The organism is Shewanella alkalitolerans, from assembly GCF_019457575.1.
Lineage (GTDB): Bacteria > Pseudomonadota > Gammaproteobacteria > Enterobacterales > Shewanellaceae > Shewanella > Shewanella loihica.
In genome coordinates this window covers 1,996,591-2,019,672 of the sequence record NZ_CP080422.1, presented here as the reverse complement: position 1 = coordinate 2,019,672, position 23,082 = coordinate 1,996,591, and the positions used below count along the sequence as shown (strand labels likewise).

Annotated in this window: 19 protein-coding genes; 9 read left to right on the top strand and 10 right to left on the bottom strand. The window is 55.8% G+C overall.

Annotated features, from left to right (window positions below):
- Window positions 1-38: 38 nt before the first annotated feature.
- The 4 genes from prc to K0J45_RS09080 all read right to left on the bottom strand — a co-directional run bounded on the left by prc (window position 39) and on the right by K0J45_RS09080 (window position 3,805).
- The gene (gene prc / locus K0J45_RS09095; RefSeq protein ID WP_220045040.1) at window positions 39-2,084 is read right to left on the bottom strand and encodes a carboxy terminal-processing peptidase; all 2,046 of its coding nucleotides are present in this window, start codon (window positions 2,082-2,084) and stop codon (window positions 39-41) included.
- A gap of 31 nt (window positions 2,085-2,115) precedes the next feature.
- A complete protein-coding gene (proQ, locus tag K0J45_RS09090; protein ID WP_220045263.1) occupies window positions 2,116-2,760 on the bottom strand; it encodes an RNA chaperone ProQ in 645 nt (214 codons plus the stop codon).
- Window positions 2,761-3,032: 272 nt separating this feature from the next.
- On the bottom strand, window positions 3,033-3,491 hold the full coding sequence (locus K0J45_RS09085; RefSeq protein WP_220045039.1) for a GAF domain-containing protein: 459 nt from the start codon (window positions 3,489-3,491) through the stop codon (window positions 3,033-3,035).
- Between the two features lie 17 nt (window positions 3,492-3,508).
- Entirely contained in the window at window positions 3,509-3,805 is a 297-nt protein-coding gene (locus K0J45_RS09080; protein WP_011865597.1) for a YebG family protein, read from the bottom strand.
- A gap of 244 nt (window positions 3,806-4,049) precedes the next feature.
- On the opposite strand from K0J45_RS09080, the gene K0J45_RS09075 reads away from it, so the two are divergent.
- From K0J45_RS09075 to K0J45_RS09060, 4 genes are all read left to right on the top strand, one after another.
- On the top strand, window positions 4,050-4,676 hold the full coding sequence (locus K0J45_RS09075) for a paraquat-inducible protein A (RefSeq protein WP_041406612.1): 627 nt from the start codon (window positions 4,050-4,052) through the stop codon (window positions 4,674-4,676).
- Complete coding sequence (locus tag K0J45_RS09070) at window positions 4,669-5,301, top strand: paraquat-inducible protein A (RefSeq protein WP_220045038.1); 633 nt, start codon at window positions 4,669-4,671, stop codon at window positions 5,299-5,301. Before K0J45_RS09075 ends, K0J45_RS09070 begins: the two co-directional genes overlap by 8 nt.
- Entirely contained in the window at window positions 5,288-7,912 is a 2,625-nt protein-coding gene (locus K0J45_RS09065; protein WP_220045037.1) for a PqiB family protein, read from the top strand. The genes K0J45_RS09070 and K0J45_RS09065 overlap by 14 nt, the downstream gene beginning before the upstream one ends.
- A gap of 157 nt (window positions 7,913-8,069) precedes the next feature.
- Window positions 8,070-9,089 (top strand): GGDEF domain-containing protein, encoded by a 1,020-nt coding sequence (locus K0J45_RS09060; protein WP_220045036.1) that lies wholly within the window; start codon window positions 8,070-8,072, stop codon window positions 9,087-9,089.
- Window positions 9,090-9,176: 87 nt separating this feature from the next.
- Here the strand turns inward: K0J45_RS09060 and K0J45_RS09055 are convergent, their stop codons facing one another.
- The 3 genes from K0J45_RS09055 to pdsO are packed head-to-tail and all read right to left on the bottom strand — an operon-like array spanning window position 9,177 to window position 13,072.
- A complete protein-coding gene (locus K0J45_RS09055) occupies window positions 9,177-9,947 on the bottom strand; it encodes a class GN sortase (protein WP_258406802.1) in 771 nt (256 codons plus the stop codon).
- A complete protein-coding gene (locus K0J45_RS09050; RefSeq protein WP_220045035.1) occupies window positions 9,947-12,277 on the bottom strand; it encodes a marine proteobacterial sortase target protein in 2,331 nt (776 codons plus the stop codon). The genes K0J45_RS09055 and K0J45_RS09050 overlap by 1 nt, the downstream gene beginning before the upstream one ends.
- A 39-nt stretch (window positions 12,278-12,316) precedes the next feature.
- Window positions 12,317-13,072, bottom strand: coding sequence for a sortase-associated OmpA-like protein PdsO (gene pdsO, locus K0J45_RS09045; protein ID WP_220045034.1), 756 nt, complete (start codon window positions 13,070-13,072; stop codon window positions 12,317-12,319).
- A 219-nt stretch (window positions 13,073-13,291) separates the two neighbouring features.
- On the opposite strand from pdsO, the gene pdsR reads away from it, so the two are divergent.
- The 3 genes from pdsR to K0J45_RS09030 all read left to right on the top strand — a co-directional run bounded on the left by pdsR (window position 13,292) and on the right by K0J45_RS09030 (window position 17,449).
- Window positions 13,292-13,984, top strand: coding sequence for a proteobacterial dedicated sortase system response regulator (pdsR, locus tag K0J45_RS09040; RefSeq protein ID WP_011865589.1), 693 nt, complete (start codon window positions 13,292-13,294; stop codon window positions 13,982-13,984).
- A 2-nt stretch (window positions 13,985-13,986) separates the two neighbouring features.
- Window positions 13,987-16,161, top strand: coding sequence for a proteobacterial dedicated sortase system histidine kinase (gene pdsS / locus K0J45_RS09035; protein ID WP_220045033.1), 2,175 nt, complete (start codon window positions 13,987-13,989; stop codon window positions 16,159-16,161).
- Window positions 16,162-16,261: 100 nt separating this feature from the next.
- Window positions 16,262-17,449: a cystathionine beta-lyase gene (locus tag K0J45_RS09030; RefSeq protein WP_220045032.1), complete on the top strand. Its 1,188-nt coding sequence runs from the start codon at window positions 16,262-16,264 to the stop codon at window positions 17,447-17,449.
- A gap of 178 nt (window positions 17,450-17,627) precedes the next feature.
- On the opposite strand, the gene K0J45_RS09025 is transcribed toward K0J45_RS09030, so the two are convergent.
- Together K0J45_RS09025 and yegD are read right to left on the bottom strand one after the other, a co-directional pair.
- Window positions 17,628-18,125 carry a CreA family protein gene (locus K0J45_RS09025; protein ID WP_220045031.1) on the bottom strand — a complete coding sequence of 166 codons (498 nt, stop codon included), beginning with the start codon at window positions 18,123-18,125 and terminating at the stop codon, window positions 17,628-17,630.
- Window positions 18,126-18,192: 67 nt separating this feature from the next.
- The gene (gene yegD, locus K0J45_RS09020) at window positions 18,193-19,578 is read right to left on the bottom strand and encodes a molecular chaperone (protein ID WP_220045030.1); all 1,386 of its coding nucleotides are present in this window, start codon (window positions 19,576-19,578) and stop codon (window positions 18,193-18,195) included.
- 172 nt (window positions 19,579-19,750) lie between these two features.
- Between yegD and K0J45_RS09015 the strand changes: the two genes are divergently transcribed.
- Both K0J45_RS09015 and K0J45_RS09010 read left to right on the top strand, forming a co-directional pair.
- Window positions 19,751-21,241, top strand: coding sequence for an NfeD family protein (locus K0J45_RS09015; protein WP_220045029.1), 1,491 nt, complete (start codon window positions 19,751-19,753; stop codon window positions 21,239-21,241).
- A gap of 9 nt (window positions 21,242-21,250) precedes the next feature.
- On the top strand, window positions 21,251-22,054 hold the full coding sequence (locus K0J45_RS09010; RefSeq protein ID WP_220045028.1) for a slipin family protein: 804 nt from the start codon (window positions 21,251-21,253) through the stop codon (window positions 22,052-22,054).
- Here K0J45_RS09010 and K0J45_RS09005 read toward each other — a convergent pair.
- Entirely contained in the window at window positions 22,051-23,079 is a 1,029-nt protein-coding gene (locus K0J45_RS09005) for a DUF2955 domain-containing protein (protein WP_220045027.1), read from the bottom strand. The genes K0J45_RS09010 and K0J45_RS09005 overlap by 4 nt on opposite strands.
- Window positions 23,080-23,082 lie beyond the last annotated feature (3 nt).

The window sequence follows — 23,082 nt, the reverse complement described above, 5'->3', positions numbered from 1 at the left end:
CGCGCCAATAGCGCGTTTTTAAAAAATTTGGCTCAATATTATTTCGCCTGGTTTTTAGCCACTCTTTCCATATCCACTAGATCCAGTGTGATATAGACAGTCTCATCGAGAAATGCATCTGGCGCCTTCACATCTTCTTCGGCGTCATCCAGAGACTTAAGTGCTTCGAGTCCATCCACGGCGCGGCGTTCGTTGAGACGCGCAAGTTGCTTCTCGTCGTTGGCTTCACGCTCGGCCACACGCTCTTTTTCGACCAAAGAGACGCTGGTTTCTTTGTGACTCTTCTTGAACTCGGCAATATCTTGATCGATATAGCCAAATTCAACGTCTTTCTTGATACGTTGCTGGTGACGCGAATCAAGATTAGTCACTAGCTCTGGAGTGATATCCCCAAGCGTACCGTACTGAGCCACTGGCACCTTATCCCAAGGCAGTGCGTTGGCCTCCTCGGCTTCGCCGTATTCACCCGGCTCGAGTGCACTCGGGAATGGAATGTCTGGCGTCACTCCCTTAAGCTGGGTGCTACCGCCATTGATGCGGTAGAACTTGGCGATGGTGTATTGCACATGGCCGATAGGCTTGTCGTACATATCATAGATACGGCCCAGGCTCTTATGCTGCTGCACTGTGCCCTTACCAAAGGTCGACTCACCTACGATAAGCGCGCGATCATAGTCTTGCAGTGCGGCGGCGAAGATCTCAGATGCCGAAGCACTGTAACGATCCACCATCACGGTGAGCGGTCCAGAATAGGTCACACGGCCGTCATTGTCGCGGTTTTGCGACACCTTACCGTTAGCATCGCGGATCTGTACCACCGGGCCCTGCTCGATAAACAGGCCGGTAAGCAGTGTCGCTTCGGTTAATGCGCCGCCACCATTACCTCTAAGGTCGATGACCACACCTTCAACCTTGGCCTCTTTTAGCTTAACCAACTCTTTGGTGACATCTTGAGACAGGTTCATATAGAAACCTGGGATCTTAATCACCCCGACCTTGCGGCCGGCGTAATCACCGGTTTCCGGCTCGATCACCTCAGAGGTCGCGGCGCGATCCTCTAGGCGGATCTTGTCACGGACTATGGTCACGTCGATTGGCTTGGCAGAAGAGCCGCCCTTCTTAGGCAGGATCTGCAGCACAACCTTGCTGCCCTTAGGCCCCTTGATCAGCTCGACCACATCATCCAGTCGCCAGCCGATCACATCGACTATCTCTTTACCTTCCTGGCCGACACCCACGATACGATCTTCCGGCGCCAGCTTTTCGCTGTTGGCCGCAGGGCCGCCAGCAACCAGGCTCTTAATCACTGTGTAGTCATCATCCATCTGCAACACGGCGCCTATGCCCTCAAGGCTCAGGTTCATCTCCATCTGGAAACGCTCGGCGTTGCGCGGTGAAAGGTAGCTGGTGTGTGGCTCGACGCTACGAGAGAAGGCGTTCATCACACCCTGGAAAACATCTTCACTCTTAGTCTGGCTCAAACGCTTGATGGCATTGTTGTAGCGCTTATCGAGCACCTTAACAATTTCATCCCAGTTCTTACCGGTCAGCTTGAGGTTTAACGCATCGTACTTGACCCGTTGACGCCACAGCTCGTTGAGCTCGGCTTCATCTTTTGGCCAGGCGGCATCGTCTCTGTCGTATTGATAACTGTCGCCGGGGACGTTAAAGTCCATCTCCTGGTCGAGCAGGGATAAGGCGTAGGCAAAACGGTCATAGCGGCGCTGCTGCACCAGATCGAACATCTTGTAGGCGGCAGTGAGATCGCCGCTCTTCAACATGTCGTCGAATTGGGTCGCATAGGGCTTGAAACTGTCGATATCACTCTGAAGTAAGACATTGCGGCGATAATCGAGCTGCTTAAGATAGCGATCGAACACCTGCTCTGAGAAGGCGTCGTCCAGATCGAATCTATGATAATGGGCGCGAGTGAACAGACCCGTCACTCGCTTACTCGCTACTTTATGTTGCGGCTCTTGCGTTAGAGAGGGCAACTCGCTAGATGGAATACTGGGCGTCAGTGCCCATGCCGAGAATCCTACAAAGATGCTGGCAATGGATGCTGCCAGAGTGAGTTTTCGCATCAACAAGTTACTCCTTTTAAACGATGAACAGTTATAACAGGATATGCTCTACCGGGACTTTTACCGTTAATCCTGAATCTAACTGCACTTGAACATCTTCTTTCTTGATGTCCAGGACAACACCTGCAACAGGCGATTTACCTAGTTTGACACTCACGCGTTGATTTGGTTTCAACTCAGTCAGTGTTGCCGGGGTTAAATCCTTTGCTTCAACCTGTGGCTTAGCCGCTTTAGGCGCTGGTTTGCTACTACGCTTAGGCAGTGGCTTCTTGAAGGCTTTCTTCTCAGGCTTAGGACCAGACTTGTCTGTTTTCTCTGCTGCCGCTTTCGCCGCACGCTTTGCCTTAGCCTTCTCTTGGCTCTCCTTCAGTGTAGCCTGTGCATGGTCGATATGCTCTTGTTCCAGCTCGCCACACTCGTTGCCGTCAAGATCGACACGCTGTGCCCCAGCCTTAACCCCTTTCAGGTAACGCCAGCTACTGGTGTAACGGCGTAAGGCGATTCTTAATTGCGTTTTACTGACTTTAGAATCATCAGCTAACCTTTCAGCCAAGTCTTGAAACAATCCTATTTTTAGAGGCTTAGTTTCACCTTCAGCGATAAAGCATAAAGGAAATGTTTCATATAAATACGCAAGAATTGCGTTGGTGTCGGTCAACTTTTCTGTTGATTCCATCATTACTTCCACAGTTTAAAAGGGACTATCACCTCGCCGGGTTAACGTCGGCACTGGCGTGTCGTTCATATTGGTTAGACATCGGGTCGCTTATTTGCCCCTGGGCGGCGACCACACAATCCAACATACCTTATCAATTACAGTCAATAAACGCCATGTATTCATTTCAACTAATGAAAAATGTCACGGCGTGTTTTTGAATTCATCAAGCGGCCTATTATAAGGGCGCGCCAGACGAAAGCGACCATCAATTATGCAAAATTGGTTGTAGTTTAAGCAAATAAAGCCTTTTCCAGACTTTTTACGCAGGACTCTAGCCCCAATTGATCCGCCTCGTCGAAACGAGAGAATGAGGGGCTATCGATATCGAGCACGCCGATCACCTGACCCTCGCGGCGCAGCGGGATAACAATTTCCGAGTTACTGGCGGCATCACAGGCGATGTGGCCGTCGAAGGCATGGACATCGGCGATGCGCTGGGTGGTGTTATTCTGGGCCGCGGTGCCGCAAACCCCTTTACCCATTGGGATGCGGGTACAGGCCACTTTCCCCTGGAAGGGACCCAGAACCAGTTGTTCACCTTGCAGCACATAAAAGCCAACCCAGTTAATATCATCCAGATGCTCGTTGAGCAACGCCGAGAAGTTCGCCATCGCAGTAACGAGATTATCTTCGCCGCTAAACAGGGCTTCAACTTGACGGGTAAGCGTCGTATAACAAGGTGTACTCATACAAATTTCCTAACAATTTATGTTTTCGTTTCAGCTTTTGATTCTGCTTTTTTCGCAGGTTTCTTAGCCGGTGCAGCCTTTGTCACTGCGCCACCTTTTAAGAGCCCCATGAGCTGATCTTTATGTTCTGCCATGTAGAAACAGAGTTGTTCCAATGCATTTTCATCTAAGCCTAAATCAACTTGCTCGATAAAAGGAAGAAGATTATCCGCGATATCGAGCATCTTATCGTAGGCATCCGCCTCCTTCTTAGATGTGAATGTCATCTTCTCCACCCCTTCTCTGACTACGACAAATTTCGTTATAACTGCCATATCCGCCCTCACACTGTTTTTATATACAGTTGTAGAATCTCATAAATACAACTTCTTATGCAAGTCTCAAACTTTATCTGTTAGAATCTGCGCAACTATAAGCTCCGGAATTGGGAGCCAACTTATTAGGTATTTCAATAGATTGACTATAGTAATATCTTATAGGCAATAGATTACTGGTCTATATCAAGAAATTAGCACTCTTGCTATGACCTTAGATGACAGGAAGCGCCCCAGAACAGATATGAAAACAGAGGTGTTAGATAAGAGTATCGTTCTCTGCCGTGCTTGCGATCTGGTCGTGAGAAAACGCGCTTTGCCAACGGGTGTGCGGGCCCTCTGCCCTCGCTGCCACACTAACCTCTATGATACCCCTTACTGCTCGCTCAACGGCATGTTGGCCCTGTGTATCACGGCGCTGGTGCTCTATTTTCCCGCCAACTTTTTCCCAGTGCTTGAGATGCACTTTCTGGGCAGTATTCGCACCACCACCATAGCCGGCGGCGCCATGGCCGTTGCCTCACAGGGTTATTGGGTGGTTGGCATTGCCGTGTTAGTGGCGGCAGTGATCGCTCCCGGCCTGCTTATTCTGTCGATTCTGACCCAGGTGCTGATCGTCAAATACCGACTCAAGGTGCCCTTCTTTCGCAACATCTATAAGAAGCTACTGAAACAGCACAGCTTATTGGCCCAGCTCTCCATGCTGGAGATCTATATGATCAGCATCTTCGTCTCGGTATTTCAGCTCTCAGATTACACCGACCTCTACTTTGGCATCGGCACCTTCTGTTTCACCATGCTGTTTATCATGGTGATCTTCATGCAGCGGGAATATGACATAGAACATATGTGGGGCGTACTGGATGAGTAAGCTCAGCAGGCCTCCCCAGGGCGAATCATTGGGGTTGACCAACTGCCCTACCTGCAAGTTCCTCTGCCATCTCGAGCAGGGTAACTGTCCGCGCTGCGGACAAGCGGTGCAGAGCCGGGATCGCACCAGCGTACAGAAGAGCTGGGCGCTACTGATCACCGCCGCCATCTTGCTGTTTCCGGCCAACCTCTACCCCATCACTATCATGACAAGTCAGGGGCAGGTACGCCAGGACACCATCTTCAGCGGCATCAATCATCTGGTGCACCTAGACCTATTACCTATTGCCATTATTCTGTTTACCGCCAGTATCTTAGTGCCTATGTTGAAGATTTTTGGGCTGGCGCTCTATCTGACGGCGATCAGCTATCGCCTGCCGATCTCGAAAAAGACACTCATGGCCGGCTTTCATATCATCGAATGGATAGGCCGCTGGTCCATGCTGGATCTGTTTGTGATCTCCATTACCGCGGCGCTCATAAACATGGGACAGATTTGGGATGCCAAACCGGCACCGGCGGCCACCGCCTTCGCCTTGGTGATCCTGCTGACACAGCTGGCGGCAAAAGTATTAGACACGCGTTTACTCTGGGACCGATTGGAATCGAAAGATGACACAAATTGAAACACCAAAAGTCGTTAAGAAAAAACTCTTCTCTCCCATCTGGCTACTTCCCCTGATCGCCCTGGCACTCGGTGCTTGGCTGGGCATCAAGAGTATTCGCGAATCCGGCGTCGAGGTGCGCATTCATTTCCCCAGCGCCACGGGGATCGACGTGGGTAAGACGCTGGTCAGATACCAGGGCCTCACCGTGGGTAAGGTGGTAGATATCAGTATCGACGACCAGCTCCAGGGCGTTTACGTAGATCTGCTGATGGACTACCGCTCGACGCCCTTCCTGCGCGATGAAACCAAGTTTTGGCTGGTGACCCCTAAGGCCTCGATCACCGGCGTCGAGGGGCTGGACGCCCTATTCTCGGGCAACTATATCGCCATTCAGCCTGGCGAGGGGGACTACAAGAACGAATTTACCGCCGAAGATCAGGCGCCGCCCGTGGCACCTGGCTCAGACGGTTTGATGATAGAACTCACCAGCGCATCCCTCGGCTCATTAGATGTGGGCTCTCAGGTGTTTTACCGTCAGATCCCGGTCGGCAAAATAGTCAGCTACCGCCTGGTGAACGACGACAGCATCCTCTTCAATGCGTATATAGAGAAGAAGTATGCCCATCTGGTGAAGCAAGACTCACGCTTCTGGAACGTCTCTGGCCTGGCGCTGGACGCCTCGCTCTCAGGCATCAAGGTCAAGACAGAGAGCCTGTCGGCCATCCTCGCCGGCGGCGTCAGCTTCTCATCCCAGGGCAGCAGCGAACAAGCCAGCGTCAATCAGACCTTCACCATCTTCGAAGATAAGGAACATGCCCTCGGTGGCATCACCTTTAGCCTCACGGCCAACGATGCCGATAGCCTGAGCACGGGCGCCGACATCGTCTATCGCGGCATCAGTATCGGCCAGATCACCCAGACTCACCTGACTGAAGCGGGCGTCAGCTTCGATGCCAGCATCGCCACCCAATATGCCGAGCTATTAGGCACAGACAGCCAATTCTGGCTAGAGGGCGCTGATCTTTCCCTCAGCGGCATCAAGCATGCCAGCCGTTTGGTGACCGGTAATGTGGTGGCCTTTCTACCCGGCAGCGGCGAGCACCAGACCAGCTATCCGCTGCTGGCCAAGGCGCCAAAGCACTCACAAACGCCACTCATGCTAAGCCTAAGCGCCGAGGAGAACCCGGGGATCAACGCCGGCGCCGAAGTGCGCTTTAAGCAGCTGCCCATAGGTCAGGTAGATAACGTCGAGTTTAAGCCTGACTATTCGGGTCTTGCCTACCGCATCCAGATCTGGCCAGAGTTTGCCAAGCTTATCCATCAGGGGAGCTACTTCGTTGCCGAGTCTGCTCTGGCCATCGACGCTTCACTTGATGGCGTGAGCGTAAACACGAGGGATCTGACCACGCTCACCAAGGGCGCCATCAGCCTGGTGCAGGGCCGCAGCAAGAAGACCGCTAATCCTAGCCAATCGCTGCCGCTGTTTGCCAACACTAAGCAGGCAGAAGGCTATCTCGCCAAGCAGAATCGTCTCAAGATAGTGCTTGGCAGCCCAGATGGTGCCGGACTCGCCGCCCACTCCCCCATCTACTACAAGAAGATGCAGATCGGTGAGGTGCAGGGAGTCAACTGGCGCGCCAGCAGCGAAGACTTTGCCATCGAGCTGGGTATCGACAAGCAGTTCGCCTCTCTGGTTAAGCCAAGCACCATCTTCTGGCGTAACAGTGCGCTGAGCGTCGATGCCAGCCTCAACGGCGTCAAGGTTGACGTGGCGCCGCTGGAAGGCGCATTAAAGGGTAGCGTCTCCCTTGGACTGCTGGAACAAGACGATATCGGCAATCAGAGCCACCTCTATGGCTCAGAGACTTTGGCCCGCACCAAGGCAACTCCCATCAGCATAGTGTTCGATGCCAGCACCCGCCTGAGCAGCCACGCGCCGATACGCTATCAGGGCCACCAGATAGGCGAAGTCGAGCGAGTCAAGCTGTCACAGGACTTACGCAGCGTCAGCGTGGATGCCTACCTCTATGGCGACTACGCCGCGCCTTTCTTGGTCGACGACGCCCAATATTTTATCGTCGATGCTAACATCTCGCTTTCCGGCGTCACCGCTGCCGAAACCCTGATCACTGGCCCCTATGTGTCTGTGCTACCGGGCCAGAGTGGCAATCAGGTGCATGACTTTATGGGCAGCGTCGAATCGCCCACCCTGCTCAGTCAAGATGCCCTCACCTTCACCCTGGTGGATGACAACCTGGGCTCGGTCAAGATAGGCACGCCTATCATCTTCCGCGGCATTAAGATTGGCGAAGTCAAACAGGTGCAACTCTCGCCCACCGGTACTCAGGTAGAGATGACGGCGCAGATTGCCAAGGACTATAGCCACCTGGTGAATCAGAGCAGTCAGTTCTGGGATCTCTCCGGCATCAAGGTCGATCTCGGCCTCTTCTCCGGCGCGCAGATAGAAACCGGCTCCCTTGAGACCATTATCGCCGGCGGCATAGGTGTGGCGACTCAATCGGCGACCACAGAGCAAAATCGCATCGGTCAGCATCAGGTATTTAGTCTGCAGAGCAAACTGGATCCTAATTGGCTAAAATGGGCGCCAAATCAACAAAGTCTTAATTAAGGCTCTCTAGTATAGAAAGGCAGGGCGTCACTTTGGTGGCTATGCTTTAATTAGCGACCGCTTAAGGGGCGTCATCTGCCAACGGCAAGACATTGCACCACTTAGCGCCCCCTTGATCTACTTGGCGCAAACGAGACCACGTTTTTCTGGAGTCGATATGAGCAAAGATTTGCTGCGCGAAGCCGCAATCAATCTCAAGAGAGCCGTCCCCTTGATGTTAAAGCATCAGATCCCGACGACCCCCACCAACTATGCCCTCTGGTACGCCTACGTAGGTCAACAAAATCCAGAACTCATCACCAAGATGGACAGGATAGTCAATGAGTACAACACCTGTCCGCCGGTCACCGCCGAGCTGCTATACCGCGAACATATTGCCGATCCCAGCGAGGTCAATGTGCTCAACATGCGCCAGAATCTCGAGGCCATGACCATAGAGCTGTCGCAATCGATCAAGGATACCAACCAGGACGCCACCGTCTTTCAGCAGCGGGTGGACAGCAACTTCAATCGCCTCAATCGCATCGAGGAGGAGGGCCTGAGCCTGGAGAAGGTGTTGGGACTGGTGCGGGATCTGGTGAAGGAGTCAGACGATATTCGCCAAAGTACCGAATATTTTACCGGCCGACTCGACAAGGCCCAGGAAGAGATAGCCGCGCTGAGAGAGGCGCTGAAACGCTCAGAACAGGACGTCTACCATGACGCCCTCACAGGTGCCCTCAACCGCCGCGCCTTCGACCAAGATCTCAAGGGCCTGCTGGCTCAATCTCCAGAAGGTACCTGCCTCATCTTGGCCGATGTGGATCATTTCAAGAGTTTTAACGACACCTATGGCCACCATCTCGGCGACAATGTGTTAAAGGCGGTGGCTAAGCGCCTCAACGAATCTTGCCGCGACGGAGTCAAGCTCTACCGCTATGGCGGCGAAGAGTTCGCCTTAATCGTGACAAACAGCCATCAGCGCAAGGCGCGCCATCTGGCCGACGCCATGCGCCGCACACTTGAGAAGATCTCCCTCAAGGACAGACGCAAGAATCAGACGATCGATAAGATCAGCGCCTCGTTTGGGGTGAGCGAATGGCAGGCAAAAGACACCTTCGAGTCACTCATCGAGCGCACAGATGGCTTTCTCTACGACGCCAAACGCCTGGGCCGAAATCGGGTGATGCCGCTCTGATCCCTATTCGATGAGCACTGATCCCTAATCTTTGAGCGCTAATCGCTAATCTGTGAGCGCTAAAGGCCAACCTGTGAACGCTAGACGCTAAGATTGAAGTCGCCCCAATTGCTGACGTAACTGAGGTGACTGATATCCCTGAGGCGACTGAGGTACATTAGATAGCTCAGTTTCCTCAGAGATAGTCGGCGTATCCGGCGATGCGGGCAGACGCGTCGCTACAGCCTTCTCCCCCCCATTCGCTCCTGCCCCCTCACTAAGCATGGGCTCGGCGATCACCACGAAACGCTGACGACTCTGGCCGCCCAGGCTGTCGAAGGGATAACAGGTGACTAAGGTCAGACGCAGTGCATCTTCCTGAGCCAGCAGCGCCGTATCTTGCTCATCCACCACCTTAGTGCCCAGCACCCGATAACTCATCGTCTCGGCCGAGGCATCCTGCAGGGTGATCACCTGACCCGGATAGATCCCCTCGAGCCTGGCGAAATGGGTATCCCTGTGACCGGCGATAACCGTGTTACCCCAATGATTGATCTGATTATCCGCCAGGATGGCGGCGGGTCCGAAAGCCAGATTGCGCCCGGAGGCGCCTGCCAGCACATACAGCGGCGCGCCGCGGCGCCTCCCCTTTTCGTCCTCAAAGTGCAGCTTGGCGATCGGATAGGTATCGGCCCAGCTCCAGGGCTTATGTTGCTGGCGATCCGCTAAGGTTCTGTCCCATGCCCGCTCGATCAGAAACTGGGCAAAATGTGCCTTGGCTTGCATATAGCCTCCTTTAAAGATCAGTGTCATTGCCGCCATCAAGGCGGTCAGAAGCAAAACATGCCTGAGTCCCAGGCGTCTGCGACGATTCATCATCAGGCCTCCAAGCGTCTGCGCCAAAGCCCGCGCAGACAAGGCAGATAACTCACCCAATAGGCGCCGATCAGGAGCAGCATCATGGCGCCCAGTGCCAAGTAGAGACGACTCTCGGTGGCGGTCTGCGGCCACTGATTTTGCATCGGCATAGGAGCCGGTTTAAACAGTTCCATGGCATCCATAGCCTCGGGGCGTGATGGCGTCCTATCCACCGCCACCAGGCTGGTGTATGGGCTGACCAAGTGGTAATCCATCGCTAATCGGGTCACGCTCTCTTTTATCGCCGCCTGATTCTTAGCGTTTTTACTCAGCTGCAGGCTGGCTATCTGATTGCGCGCCCAGATAAGATCTATCCCCCTGGGCTTATCGCCCCCCGTCAAGGCCAGGCGGCGCTGCCAGTTCTTGCCATCGAGATCGCCCGAGATGATCAGGGCATCGCTGCGCGATCTCTGGGCGGGCGTGAGTCGCAGTGCCACCATGATCGGCTCATGGGCATAAAGATCGCCTATCTGCACCGGCCAGTAATCGGGAATCGAGCCATCGTCCAAGGTCAGAGTCACATCGCTGATCTGCGGCGATTCAATCTTCTCAAGTAGCTCACCTATCTTGGCATCCACCTCGCTTATCTTGCCCACATAGGTGTAAGTGCCCCGTCCCGCCCTGGCCGCGCGCTCCATAAAGTAGCCGTTAGGCGCCGCGCCTATGCCCACGGTAAACAGCCGCTGTCGGCCGATATTGGCGGCGATCAGCGCAAACAGCGAGGCCTCGTTGCCCACGGCGCCGTCTGTGATAAACACCACCTGTTTCAAACGCTCGGGTTTTACGGCCGAAGAGATGGGCGACACGCCAGATTCTGGCTGACTCAAGGCCCGCAGCAGCGCCGGGGCCATCTCTGTGCCGCCATCGGCCTCCAGGCTCTGCACGAACAGATTGGCCTTGCCCAAATTGGCCGCAGTGGCTGACAAGGCCACCGGCGACAGGCTGCGCACGCTGCTGTCAAAGGCGATCACATTGAAGGTATCTTGGCTGCCAAGGCCGGCTAAGGCGTTTAAGATGGCCGACTTGGCCTGGGCGATAGAGTCCCCCGTCATTGAGCCAGAGGTGTCGATCACCAGGGTCAGCTCTCTTGGCAGGCGCACCCTCGCCTTATCCTGGGGCGGTATCAGCATCACTAGGGCATAACTGTCTTTCGCCTCTTTATCACTCGCTTGCACCTCGGCTGCGTGATTCGCTTCGCTCACCACCTGATCATTGTGAGCCTGTGAAGATGCAAGAGATTCTTCATTCTTGAATTCATGAGTCTTGAACTCATGTGTCTTGCCTAATTGCGCAAACATCACGGCGCTCGGCTGCTCGGCAAGCAGCGGCCGCCACTTAAGCAGAAAGTCGCGATCGGGTCTCAGGTTGGCAGTGAGATTGAGCCCTATCTTAGTGCCGCCAAGCTGGGTCTGGCGCATCTGATGATAGGGGGTCTCCAGTCGGCTGATGGCCATGCCAGCATCCAGTATCACATCCAGATAGAGCTTCTGCTCATCGCTCTGCGTGCCCTCATTCAGGGCGTTAAGTCTTTTTGCATCGTTAACTGATGCTTGTTCTAAGTCTGGAGCCTGCCCCTTAGGAAAGTATCTCGGGGTGATTGCCGTAGGAAATCGCAGACTAAACTCGCCATCTTGATAACGCACCTGCTGTTGATAGGCGATCTCCACCACCAGTGCCTCGCCGGGCCCCAGGTTCGCCACCTCAGAGGTGAAGATGTTGGGTCTTTGCTGGCTCACCAGGCTGGCCTTCTTGCCGCTGGCCTTGGCCTGTTCAAAGGTTTGCCTCGCCACTGCCTTGGGCTGGATCTCACCGACTATCACCCGCTGACCGATATGCAGCTTGAGGCTGTCGACCGCCGCATCGTGAGGCAGCGGAAATTGATAGCGGCCATTGAGCCAATGCTCGCTGTCGTTCACAAACACCTGCTTTACCGACACCCGGTTGATCCAACCAGAGATGTTCATCTGCACCTGGGTATCCACGGCAAGCGCCGTAGCGGGCACCTCGCTCGTTAGCTGAACGCCATCTAAGCGATACTCGAGCACGCCCTGTCCTAAGGTGGGCTCATCGGCGGCGGGCAGATCGAAATGGTGCAGCTGCTCACCATATTTGGCTGCCGTCACATTAACACCAGCTTGCTGACCCATGCGCCCAAAGGCTGGCGTCGTCGAGCCAATCGCGCTGACGCTGAACACCAAGGCGGCGATCACCAGCCGCTGGCGAGAAAAAAGCGCCCCCCTCGGGGGGCAAAGGTCGGTCTGGTTCATCCTGAGACGCGGGCGTGGCAACATCTTACTTCTCCTTTTACGCGTTGCTTCATGGTGCGAGATCTAGTTAGATGCCAGGGCGGTATCGCCAGGCAGTAACTTGATGGTGACGCGGCGATCGAAGAAGTCATTTTCGAAGCTCTGTTCATCCTTCACCGGCGCGCTGGCACCATAGGCCTTGGCATCTAAGCGGGCTTCATCCACACCTCTGGAGACTAGGTAGCTTCTCACCTCGGCCACACGCTGCTCAGACAGCGCCTGGTTGTAGCTACTGTCGCCGCGGCGATCGGCGTAGCCGGTGAGATCTAACTTAAGCTGCGGGGAGATCGCCATGGCATCGGCCACCTCGTTGAGCTGGCTCTGAAAGTGCGGCTCGACGGTAGATGAGCCCGTCTTAAACTGGACGTTGAGCCCCAGGGCCAGCTCTTCCAAACGGGTGCCCTGATGCTGTCTAAGCTGTGCCAGTTCCACCTTGGCCTCTTGATACTCCTGCTGCACCGTCAGCAGCGCCTCATTTTGCTGCTTGAGCGCCATCATGCGGCTCTCCTGTTCGGCTAACGTGGCCTGCTGCTGTTTGATCTCGCTGTCGTTGGCTACCGTCTGACCTATCATGCCGCCGGTGAAGGCGCCTATAATCGCCCCCACAGGGCCGGCAACCACAGCGCCCAGCACTATGCCTGAGCCCACACCGATAAGCGCCTCTTCATCGGCCGAGCTGTTGTTTGTACTTTGAGTCGCTTGAGTTGCGGGGGCAGCGAAAGCCATTGAGCTGCCAAATAACGAAACACTGATTAATGCGGCAATGATCTGCTTCTTCATGGGAAAATCCTCAAGTTGACATGGATTGGTAAATAAGAACCCTGTGGTTCCTGTCGATGAGGTCATTAAACCTGAGTGAAATGGCAAGTCCGGGGTGCAAAAATGACGATGCGCAGACCAAATGTGGCAAGAAAATGGCTTTTACCCCGAGCCACTTTTCTCCCAGATATTTTGCTGTATAGTCACACTCCAGAAACCCTAAGCTGTAATGGATGGATCATGAAGCGTATTGCAATAGTGGAAGATGAGGCGGCTATCCGCGAAAACTACAAAGAGGTGCTGCAGCAGCAAGGCTACTTTGTGCAGGCGTACGCCAACCGCCCCAGCGCCATGGAGGCCTTCAACACGCGTCTGCCTGACTTAGCAATCATCGACATCGGCCTGGAAGATGAGATAGATGGCGGCTTTACCCTGTGCCAGTCACTCAGGGCCATGTCGAACACCCTGCCTATCATCTTTCTGACCGCCAGAGACAGTGACTTCGACACCGTCTGCGGCCTGAGACTGGGCGCCGACGACTATTTGAGCAAGGATGTCAGCTTCCCCCATCTGATCGCTCGCCTAGCCGCGCTATTTAGGCGCTCGGACATCCAAAATGGTGCCAATCCGCAAGATGGCATGATAGAGCACGGCAACCTGACCATAGATGTCAACCGTATCCAGGTCTACTGGAAGCAGCAGCCTATCGAGCTGACGGTGACCGAATTTTGGATGGTGCACGCCCTGGCCAAGCGCCCAGGCCATGTACGTAGCCGTCAGGCGCTGATGCAGGACGCCAAGATCTATGTGGATGACAGCACCATCACCTCCCACGTGAAGCGGATCCGTAAGAAATTTATCAGCCAGGACCCAGAATTCGATTGCATCGATACCGTTTACGGCATGGGCTACCGCTGGGATACCCAAGACTAAGCATGTTTAATCTGCCCATCGGCCTGCGCACTAAGGTCGCCGTACTCTCCCTGTTCCTGCTCTGCCTGCCTTGGCTGGGCTATCAATATGTGTGGGAGATGGAAAAATACCTGCGCCACGGCCAGGAAAAGACTCTTGAAGGCACCACTCAAGCCTTAGCCACCGCCCTGCATGAACGTCCCAAGCTGTTCGACAAGCAGGCAAGCTTCTTGTCACAGGTAAAAAAGGGGCGGGATCTCTACGCCTACCCCTTAACCGGCCCTATCCATCTGGATGGCAAGCTGGGCGAATGGGCCTCTAACCGCCACCGCGCGGTGACCTACGGCGCCGATCACCAGCTGTTTAAGGCCGATGATGGCAAACCTCTCAACGTCAGTTTCACCCATATGGTGGGCAAGTATGCCGGCTACCTCTATGGCTATTTCGAGGTGACAGATCCTAAGGTGATCTACCGCGGCACCAACAGCCTGCGCATCGACAACAACGATCATCTGGCCATCGCCACCCTAGCGCCCGACGGCCAGTTTCGCCGTTACATCGTCGCCACCATACGTGACGGCTGGATCAGCGCCTTCGAGCTGCCCGCCGATCCCCGCAAGTCCCAGCCCGTTACTCCAGAGGTACGCATTCAGGGCAAGTGGCTGAAGACAGATAAAGGCTACAACATCGAGCTGAGGATGCCGCTGGAGATGGTGGGCAGTAAGCTGGGTTTCGCCATCGTCGATGTTAACGACAGAAAGACGCGTAACGTCGAGGCGATCGTCGGCACCTCGGCCACGGATGATGTCACCAAGCTGGGGACGGTACTGGTGCCTTCGCCTGAGATCGAGAGCATCATCAAGGGGATGAGCCACAACAGCTCGCGGATCTGGGTGGTGGATCGCCACGGCCGGGTACTGGCGAAATCCGGCGACATCTACAGCAGCACCAATGTGTGGGCGCAGACCGCGACCGAGCAGACACCAGACACCTTCTGGGGCCGCTTCAAGCAGCAGTTCCTGCACCCGATCTACTATCGCATCCTGACCACGCCGCCTAAGCATTTCGTCGACTCGCTCAAAGACTCTACTGTGCTCGAGGGCAGCCATATCCGTAAGGCCCTGGCGGGTCAATTTGGCTCCACCTGGCGCCTCAGCCCAGATGGCAAGGCGGTGATCCTGGCTGCCGCCAGCCCTATCTGGATCGACGAAACCGTGATGGGCGTGGTGATCGCCGAGGAGACCACCCACGGCATCCGCACCCTGCGCAACAAGGCGCTGGAGAAGCTGTTTAACGTGATCCTGACCGTGATGAGCATGGGCACACTAGCGCTCTTCTTCTTCGCCTCCAGCATCTCCAGCCGCATCCGTAAGCTGAGGGACGATGCCGAGCAAGCGATCGACAGCCAGGGGCGGATCAGAAAGGCGATTGTCGGCTCTAAGGTGCGCGACGAGATAGGCGATCTCAGCCGTAGTTTTTCCAGCATAGTCGGCCGACTGAGCCAATATACTCACTATCTGGAGAACATGTCGTCGCGCCTCGGTCATGAGCTGCGCACGCCGGTCGCCGTGGTACGCTCGTCACTCGAGCACCTCAACAGCCAGGATCTGCCGCCGCAACATCAAAAGTATGTCGATCGCGCCCACGAAGGGGTGAGCCGCCTCAACATGATCCTCAACAACATGAGCGAGGCGACCCGTCTCGAAGAGGCACTGACCGACGCCGAGGTGGACAACTTCCCCCTCTCCAAGGTGATCTCAGGTTGTATGCAGGGCTATCAGATGACCTATGCCAATCAGGTATTTGAGCTAGAGATAGACAAGGAGCCCATGACCATGCGAGGGGTGCCCGAGTATATCGCCCAGCTGATGGACAAGCTGATCGCCAACGCCATCGAGTTCAGCCAGAGCGATACGCCGATTAAGGTGTCACTCAAGGCAAAGGGCCGTCAGGCGCTGCTGAGCGTGAGTAACCTGGGGCCTTCGCTACCCGCCAACATGGGCGAGCAGATCTTCGAGTCCATGGTGTCTGTGCGCGCCCAGAAGGCGCAGGACAAGCCTCACCTGGGTCTCGGCCTCTATATCGCCCGCTTGATCACCGACTTTCACAAGGGCAGCATACGCGCAGAGAACCAGATGCAGGATGGTCAGGCCACCGGCGTGGTTATCCATATCCGTCTGCCGCTGGAGGCGCAATAGCCTACACGCTAAAAGGAAAACCACTCCAATAAATCTCACTTTCATTTAGCCGTATAGATGTTAAGATGGCTGCATTGAGTTGCCAACACGAGAGTATGGGATGAAAAGAGAGACCAAGATAGTCAGCGTCGGCCGCGACAAGAAATGGAGCAAGGGGGTGATCAACCCGCCGGTGTTTCGCGCCTCCACCGTGGTTTTCGACACCATAGAGGATATGCGTCATGCCACCAAGAACCGCGCCAACGGCGAGATGTTTTATGGTCGTCGCGGCACCCCAACCCACTTTGCCTTCCAGGCGGCCATCGCCGAACTCGAAGGCGGCGTAGGCACCGCCCTCTACCCTTCAGGTTCGGCGGCCATCTCAGGCGCCCTGCTCTCCTTTCTCAAGGCTGGCGATCATCTGCTGATGGTCGACACCGCCTATGAACCCACTCGGGATCTGTGCGACAAGCTGCTCAAGGGCTTCGGCATAGAGACCACTTACTATGATCCCCTCATAGGTGATGGCATAGAGGCGCTTATCCGTCCCAATACCAAGGTGCTGTTTCTCGAATCCCCGGGTTCCATCACCCTGGAGGTGCAGGATGTGCCGACCCTGAGCGCCATCGCCCATCGCCACAATCTGGTGGTCATGCTAGATAACACCTGGGCATCACCCATCAACTGCCGCCCCTTCGAGCTTGGGGTGGATATCTCGATCCAGGCGGCGACCAAATATATCGTCGGTCACTCGGATGTGATGCTGGGAACCGCCACCGCCAACCAGGCTCATTGGGACCAGCTCAGGGAAAACAGCTACCTCATGGGCCAATGCACCTCGGCGGACGATATCTATCTCGCCAGTCGCGGCCTACGCACCCTGGGAGTACGCATGGCCCAGCATGAGAAGAATGGCCTAGCGATCGCCAACTGGCTGGCCACACGCCCCGAGGTGGATCATCTGCGCCACCCCGCCTTCGACACCTGCCCTGGGCATGAATTTTTTAAGCGGGATTTCAGCGCCTCAAACGGCCTCTTCTCGTTTGTGCTCAAGCGCGGCAATATCAAGGCGATCACTGCTTTTGTCGAAGGTATGGACCACTTCAAGATGGGCTTCTCCTGGGGCGGATACGAGAGCCTGATCCTGGGGGTCTTCGGTATCGACAAACTGCGCACCGCCACCCAGTGGGACAGCAGCAAGCCGCTAATCCGCCTGCATGTAGGCCTGGAAAATCCTGAGGATCTCATCAAAGATCTTGAGGCCGGCTTTGCCCGCTACAACGCGGTATTGGATGGCCAGAGCGACTAGCGCCTCGCCTAAATAAGCGTGGGGATCACCCATAAAAAACGCCGTCAGATGACGGCGTTTTCCTTTTTTGATTACCTGCAGGTTTTTCCGATTCACGCTAGTGAGTCGCTGGCGCTTCGTTTTGCGCTGCTTGCGATCAGTTTTTAGCCACTGGCTCTCAGCTCTTAGCCGCTGGCGCTCAGTTCTTAGCCGCTGGCGCTTCGTTTTGCGCCGCAGGCGCTTGCCAGGCCTGGGTGCCGTACAGGGGCACGGTCGACAGGCTGTGCTTATGGCTGCCATCAGTCTCCTTGGTGGAGTATGAGAGATAGATCAACGTCTGGCTGTCGGCGTCATAGATGCGTCTCACCTTGAGGGATTTGAACAAGATACTCAGTGAGGCCTTAAACACCACCTCGCCGCCGTGGCTCTTGTCGATGTTGGCGAGATCCGCAGGCAAAATCGGTCCGGTCTGACGACAGGCGATCCCCATATCCGACGGATCGGCAAAGTCCAGATTTGCCTCGATGCGACTGATATGACAGGTCACCCCGGGGATCTTAGGATCTTGTCTGGCCTCGATGATCACATCCTTGGTGGTAAAGACCCCCAGGCTCACCTTGCCCACATCATCGCCGCAGCCGGTCAGCAGACTTGTTGCTGTGGCAAACATGATTCCAATCCAAGCTTTCATCTTCATTCCTTTTTGCCTTGTTGTCTCGTTGTTTTGTGGTCTTATTGCCTTGACGGCCTAACACCTTATTGCGTTAGCCAAATACCTTCTGCGCCCAGCGGGTTAGTCCGGCCGTCACACTACCAAAGTGGTCACCGACCACTATCTCTGTCTCAGGATACATCTGGGCAATCTTCTGGTAAATCGCCGGGCTCTTGGCCGTACCGCCGGTGACATAGATAATATCGGCCTGCGCCTTGTCCGTCGCCTTATCTGTTGCTTTGGCCATTGCCTCAGCCATTAAGGACTGGATCAAGCCCACAGGCTGAGCGATCGCATCGACGAAGCCTTGCTGATCGACTTCGGCAGCCAGCGCAGCATCGACATAATCTAGATTCGCCTGGGTGAACGCATCATCTGACAGGGCAATTTTAGCCCCCTCGGCGCTGCGAACCAGTCGATAGCCGAGCTGATCCCGTTGCACCTTGAGCAGGCGCGACAACAGATCTGCCCGCTCGGCATCCTTAATCAGTTCCTCTATCATCTTGCGGCTGGTCAGGCTGGCAAAGTCACGTTGGGCGCTGATGTCGTTAACCGCCACCGCACTCCAGAAGGGTTGGCTGGGCACAGGCAGGCCATTGACCATCTGAGACCCCAGCCCAAGGTGGGGCATGAAGGCCTTCATCGCCAGGGCGATATCCAGATCGTTACCGCCGATGCGCTGACCGCTGTGACCCAGAAAATCCTCGCTACGATCCGCCTTAGCGATATGAGACGGCCCCATCTTCACCACAGAGCAGTCTGTGGTGCCGCCGCCCACATCCACCACCAGCACTGTCTTGTCCTGGGTCAGGCTGGCCTCGAAATCCATCCCCGCCGCCAGGGGCTCGAACAGGAAACTCACCTCGATGAAACCGGCCCGTTTAGCCGCCAGCGCTAGGATGGCTTCGGCCTGACGGTTGCTCTCCTCGCCGCCTATGCCCTGAAAGTTGACTGGGCGACCGATCACCGCATGGGTGGCGCTTCCCTTAGCGCCCAACTGCTTATCCGCCAAGCTCTTGATATGCATCATCATCAGGGTGACGATATCTTCAAACAGGGCGATCTGATCCGCTCGCAGACCGGTTGCCCCCAGGAAAGACTTGGGCGAGCGCACATAGAAGCCCTCTTCGGGCATCTCAAGATAATGGGCCACCGCCTGCTCACCGACAAACACCGCCTGCTCATCACTGTCGAGATCCAGCGCCTGACGGGCATGACGGGCGCGGCTCAGCTGCGCCGAGCGTAGCTTGGCATAATCGGCCTTCAATTCACCAGCTAGCTGCTGATAGACGGCCTCGGCAATCAGCTCACGGTCGAAGGCATACAGGGTCGATACCAGGTAGTGAGAGTCCCCCGCCAGGGGCAACAGCTGCACCCTTTCCCCATCCATAATACCGACGGCGCAGTTGGCGCTGCCATAATCGAATCCAACAAACATGCAAAGCGCTCCCGCCCATGAAAAAGCCGAGCAAAATAACACACTCACCATAAAAGACAAGCGGCCGACTCAAATACCCACCACCCAAGCGCCTACAAAAGCTCTTACAAATGCTCACACAAATATCGCCCATGGGAAATCGACTAAACTTAAAGGGACATTGGGAGTCGTTATGCACAGCTTAAACCGACGTTCACTGAGTGTTATCCCGTTGCTCTTGCTAATAGCGCTGAGCCTGGGCAAGAGCGTGTCGGCGACGGAGGAAAACAGTGAGTCCGCGCAAACCACGCCCCAACCCATTCCCCTGCTGCAGTTTAGCGGCGCCATAGGCCCAGCCATAGGCGAATACCTAAGCGAACAGATAGACCACGCCAATCGCCTGCCGGTTGAGCAGCGACCCGAGCTTATCATGATAGTGCTAGATACCCCCGGGGGGCTGGTCACCAGTCTCAGAAGCATCAATCAGGCGATCCTTGCATCCAAGATCCCCATCGCCTGCCTGGTAGCCCCGCCGGGCGCAAGAGCCATGAGCGCCGGCACCTATATGCTCTATGCCTGCCATATCGCCGCCATGGCACCCGCCACCACGCTAGGTGCGGCCACACCTGTGCAGCTGGGCATGCCCTCCTCCCCCCAAGACTCTGGTTCCGGTTCCGGTTCTGGCTCTGATCCCAAAGAATCTGGCTCACAAGATAAGGCAGCACAAAAGGATGGCATGGGTCAGTCTAGTCCCGAGTCAACGCCAAAGGACAACAAGGATGCCATGGCCCACAAGGTGCTCAACGATGCGGTGGCCTATATTCGCTCCCTGGCTAACCTGAGGGGGCGTAACGTCGAGTTTGCCGAGCGCGCGGTTATCGATGCCGCCACCCTCACCTCAGATGAGGCGCTGGCCCAGAATGTGATCAACCTGATGGCGGCCGATCCACAAGAGTTGGTGGCCAAGCTCGAAGGCTTTAGCGTGGTGGTGGATGGCAAGGCTAAGCGCCTGTCCCTGGCCGGTGCCAATCTAACGCCGCGTCAACAAAGCTGGCGCAATCGCGTCATCGCCACCATAACCGATCCCAACATCGCCTATATCCTGATGTTGATCGGTATCTATGGTCTGCTGCTGGAGTTTTACAGCCCTGGCATAGGCATTGCCGGTGTCACCGGCGGTATCGCCCTCCTGGTCGCCCTCTACGCCTTTCAGCTGCTGCCGGTCAACTACGCCGGGCTTGGACTTATCCTGCTGGGCATAGCCCTTATCGTCGCCGAGTCCATGGTGCCCAGCTTCGGTATTCTGGGCCTGGGTGGTATCGTGGCTTTCGCCCTGGGCTCGCTGTTTCTTATCGATGCCGAGGGCGGCGATCTCTCCATCTCACTGCCGCTTATCGCCGCCGTGACGGTTACCGCGTCGGGCTTCTCTCTCTGGGTACTCTCCAGCCTGTGGAAGGCGCGCAAGGCCGCCAACGTCAGCGGCGACGATCTGCTCATCGGCGCCAGTGCTAAGGTGGTAAAAGGCTTCGAGAAGTACGGCCTGGTCACCCTGGGTGGCGAGTGTTGGCAGGCCAGATCAGATACCCAGACCCAGACGGGCGAGACGGTTGTCGTACTCGGGCGCGACAAACTTACCCTTATCGTCACCCCAGCGGCGACGCTGCCCGATTCAGACAATCCTTAGGAGGTTGATATGCAAGCCTTAGCCTACAATACCCAGCTCTTCTTCGTCGCCCTCACCTTCCTGCTGGTGTCACTGCTTATCAGCACCTTCAAGATCCTGCGGGAATATGAACGCGGGGTGATCTTCATGCTGGGGCGCTTCTACCGGGTCAAGGGCCCTGGCCTCATCATAGTGATCCCCTTGGTGCAACAGATGGTGCGGGTGGATCTGCGCACCGTGGTGATGGATGTGCCGACTCAGGATGTGATCAGCCGCGACAACGTCTCGGTGCAGGTCAATGCGGTGATCTACTTTCGGGTCATAGATGCCCAGAAGGCGATCATCAATGTGGAGGATTTTCTGCAAGCCACCTCGCAGCTGGCGCAGACCACGCTACGATCTGTACTCGGGCAACATGAGCTGGATGAGATGCTGGCCAATCGCGACATGCTCAACACCGACATTCAGTCGATCCTCGACAGCCGCACCGACGGCTGGGGGATCAAGGTCTCTAACGTGGAAATAAAGCATGTGGATCTCAACGAAACCATGGTGCGCGCCATCGCCAGACAGGCGGAGGCGGAGCGGATCCGTCGCGCTAAGGTGATCCACGCCTCTGGCGAGATGGAGGCCTCGGCCAAGCTGGTAGAAGCGGCGCAGAACCTTAAAAAGTCGCCCAACGCCATCTTGCTGCGTTACCTGCAGACCCTGACAGAGATCGCCGGCGAGAAGAATTCGACCATCCTCTTCCCTCTGCCGATGGACCTCCTCAAGGGGGTGCTAAATCGGGTTAGCGACCAGGAGGAGACCCCGGCAAAGAAAACCGAGGACTAATGGCCGAAACGGGTGGCCTCGAAGCGGTTAAGCAGCAGATGCACCAGGTAACAGGCCATCAGAGTAAGCACTATGGCGCCTAAGATACTCGCGCCGCGATAGAGGCTGCTGTAGATGAGATCGTTAGCGGGCGTCAGGTTTTGACCATAGAGGGCACCCATGGTGGTCATGGCGCCGAATCCCACCCCAGAGCCCATCGCCTCGGTCACATGAGCCTGACTGAACAGCAGGGTCACCAACCAGAAAAGCGGCAGCAGGAGCACCAGCTCATGGGCCCAGGTATAGAGCAGCAGTTGCATCAAGAGGCCACAGGTCACCCCGAGTATGGTACCTACGGCGCGGCGTCTGGCATAACCCAGGGCGCCGTTCCAGTGCATGGGAAAGAGTAACAACAATGTCGTCGCCTGGGCCGCCAAGGAATCACGCAGATCAAACACCTGAAACACGGCGAAGGAGATGGTGGCGATAGTCGCCCCCATCAGCGCCTCGTGACGCATGCGATGGGGCGCCTTAGGCATAGCTGCCATAGGCGCCCGTGCATCGACGTCGGGAAACAGGTACATCATCAGATAGGCAATAAGCACGGAAAAGCCACAACCCATAAAGTTATTGATCGCCAGCTCAGTCACATCTGTATCCGGGTAGCTGGCAAAGTGCAGCATGATGCTCAGGCTAATCACCCCTGTGGCGCCAAACAGAAACAGGCTGCCGCGGGACATGCAGGCAAAGCGGTAGAGAAACAGCATGAAGGCGACGATAGACATCACTATCGGGTGCGAGCCCAAATACTCGGCCAGCAGCGCCACCTCTATGATGGCGATGGCGGACGAGGCCATCACCTGCCGCACCACATGCAGCGACATCTTAGGCAAGATCCCCAGCATCAACATGGGCAGAACGGTAAAGAAGACCCCGTAGTTAAATTCCAGCACCTTGCAGCTGAGAAAGCCCAAGGTGGCGCCAGTCGCAATACGCAGACACTGGCGCAGATCGTTGGCACTTAAGGGATGATGACGAATTAACACGCT

What these genes read in the sequence shown, in the direction of transcription:
- prc (WP_220045040.1), bottom strand. Translation starts at nt 2,084, where the DNA reads ATGCGAAAACTCACTCTGGCAGCATCCATTGCCAGCATCTTTGTAGGA.
- proQ (WP_220045263.1), bottom strand. Translation starts at nt 2,760, where the DNA reads ATGGAATCAACAGAAAAGTTGACCGACACCAACGCAATTCTTGCGTAT.
- K0J45_RS09085 (WP_220045039.1), bottom strand. Translation starts at nt 3,491, where the DNA reads ATGAGTACACCTTGTTATACGACGCTTACCCGTCAAGTTGAAGCCCTG.
- K0J45_RS09080 (WP_011865597.1), bottom strand. Translation starts at nt 3,805, where the DNA reads ATGGCAGTTATAACGAAATTTGTCGTAGTCAGAGAAGGGGTGGAGAAG.
- K0J45_RS09075 (WP_041406612.1), top strand. Translation starts at nt 4,050, where the DNA reads ATGAAAACAGAGGTGTTAGATAAGAGTATCGTTCTCTGCCGTGCTTGC.
- K0J45_RS09070 (WP_220045038.1), top strand. Translation starts at nt 4,669, where the DNA reads ATGAGTAAGCTCAGCAGGCCTCCCCAGGGCGAATCATTGGGGTTGACC.
- K0J45_RS09065 (WP_220045037.1), top strand. Translation starts at nt 5,288, where the DNA reads ATGACACAAATTGAAACACCAAAAGTCGTTAAGAAAAAACTCTTCTCT.
- K0J45_RS09060 (WP_220045036.1), top strand. Translation starts at nt 8,070, where the DNA reads ATGAGCAAAGATTTGCTGCGCGAAGCCGCAATCAATCTCAAGAGAGCC.
- K0J45_RS09055 (WP_258406802.1), bottom strand. Translation starts at nt 9,947, where the DNA reads ATGATGAATCGTCGCAGACGCCTGGGACTCAGGCATGTTTTGCTTCTG.
- K0J45_RS09050 (WP_220045035.1), bottom strand. Translation starts at nt 12,277, where the DNA reads ATGTTGCCACGCCCGCGTCTCAGGATGAACCAGACCGACCTTTGCCCC.
- pdsO (WP_220045034.1), bottom strand. Translation starts at nt 13,072, where the DNA reads ATGAAGAAGCAGATCATTGCCGCATTAATCAGTGTTTCGTTATTTGGC.
- pdsR (WP_011865589.1), top strand. Translation starts at nt 13,292, where the DNA reads ATGAAGCGTATTGCAATAGTGGAAGATGAGGCGGCTATCCGCGAAAAC.
- pdsS (WP_220045033.1), top strand. Translation starts at nt 13,987, where the DNA reads ATGTTTAATCTGCCCATCGGCCTGCGCACTAAGGTCGCCGTACTCTCC.
- K0J45_RS09030 (WP_220045032.1), top strand. Translation starts at nt 16,262, where the DNA reads ATGAAAAGAGAGACCAAGATAGTCAGCGTCGGCCGCGACAAGAAATGG.
- K0J45_RS09025 (WP_220045031.1), bottom strand. Translation starts at nt 18,125, where the DNA reads ATGAAGATGAAAGCTTGGATTGGAATCATGTTTGCCACAGCAACAAGT.
- yegD (WP_220045030.1), bottom strand. Translation starts at nt 19,578, where the DNA reads ATGTTTGTTGGATTCGATTATGGCAGCGCCAACTGCGCCGTCGGTATT.
- K0J45_RS09015 (WP_220045029.1), top strand. Translation starts at nt 19,751, where the DNA reads ATGCACAGCTTAAACCGACGTTCACTGAGTGTTATCCCGTTGCTCTTG.
- K0J45_RS09010 (WP_220045028.1), top strand. Translation starts at nt 21,251, where the DNA reads ATGCAAGCCTTAGCCTACAATACCCAGCTCTTCTTCGTCGCCCTCACC.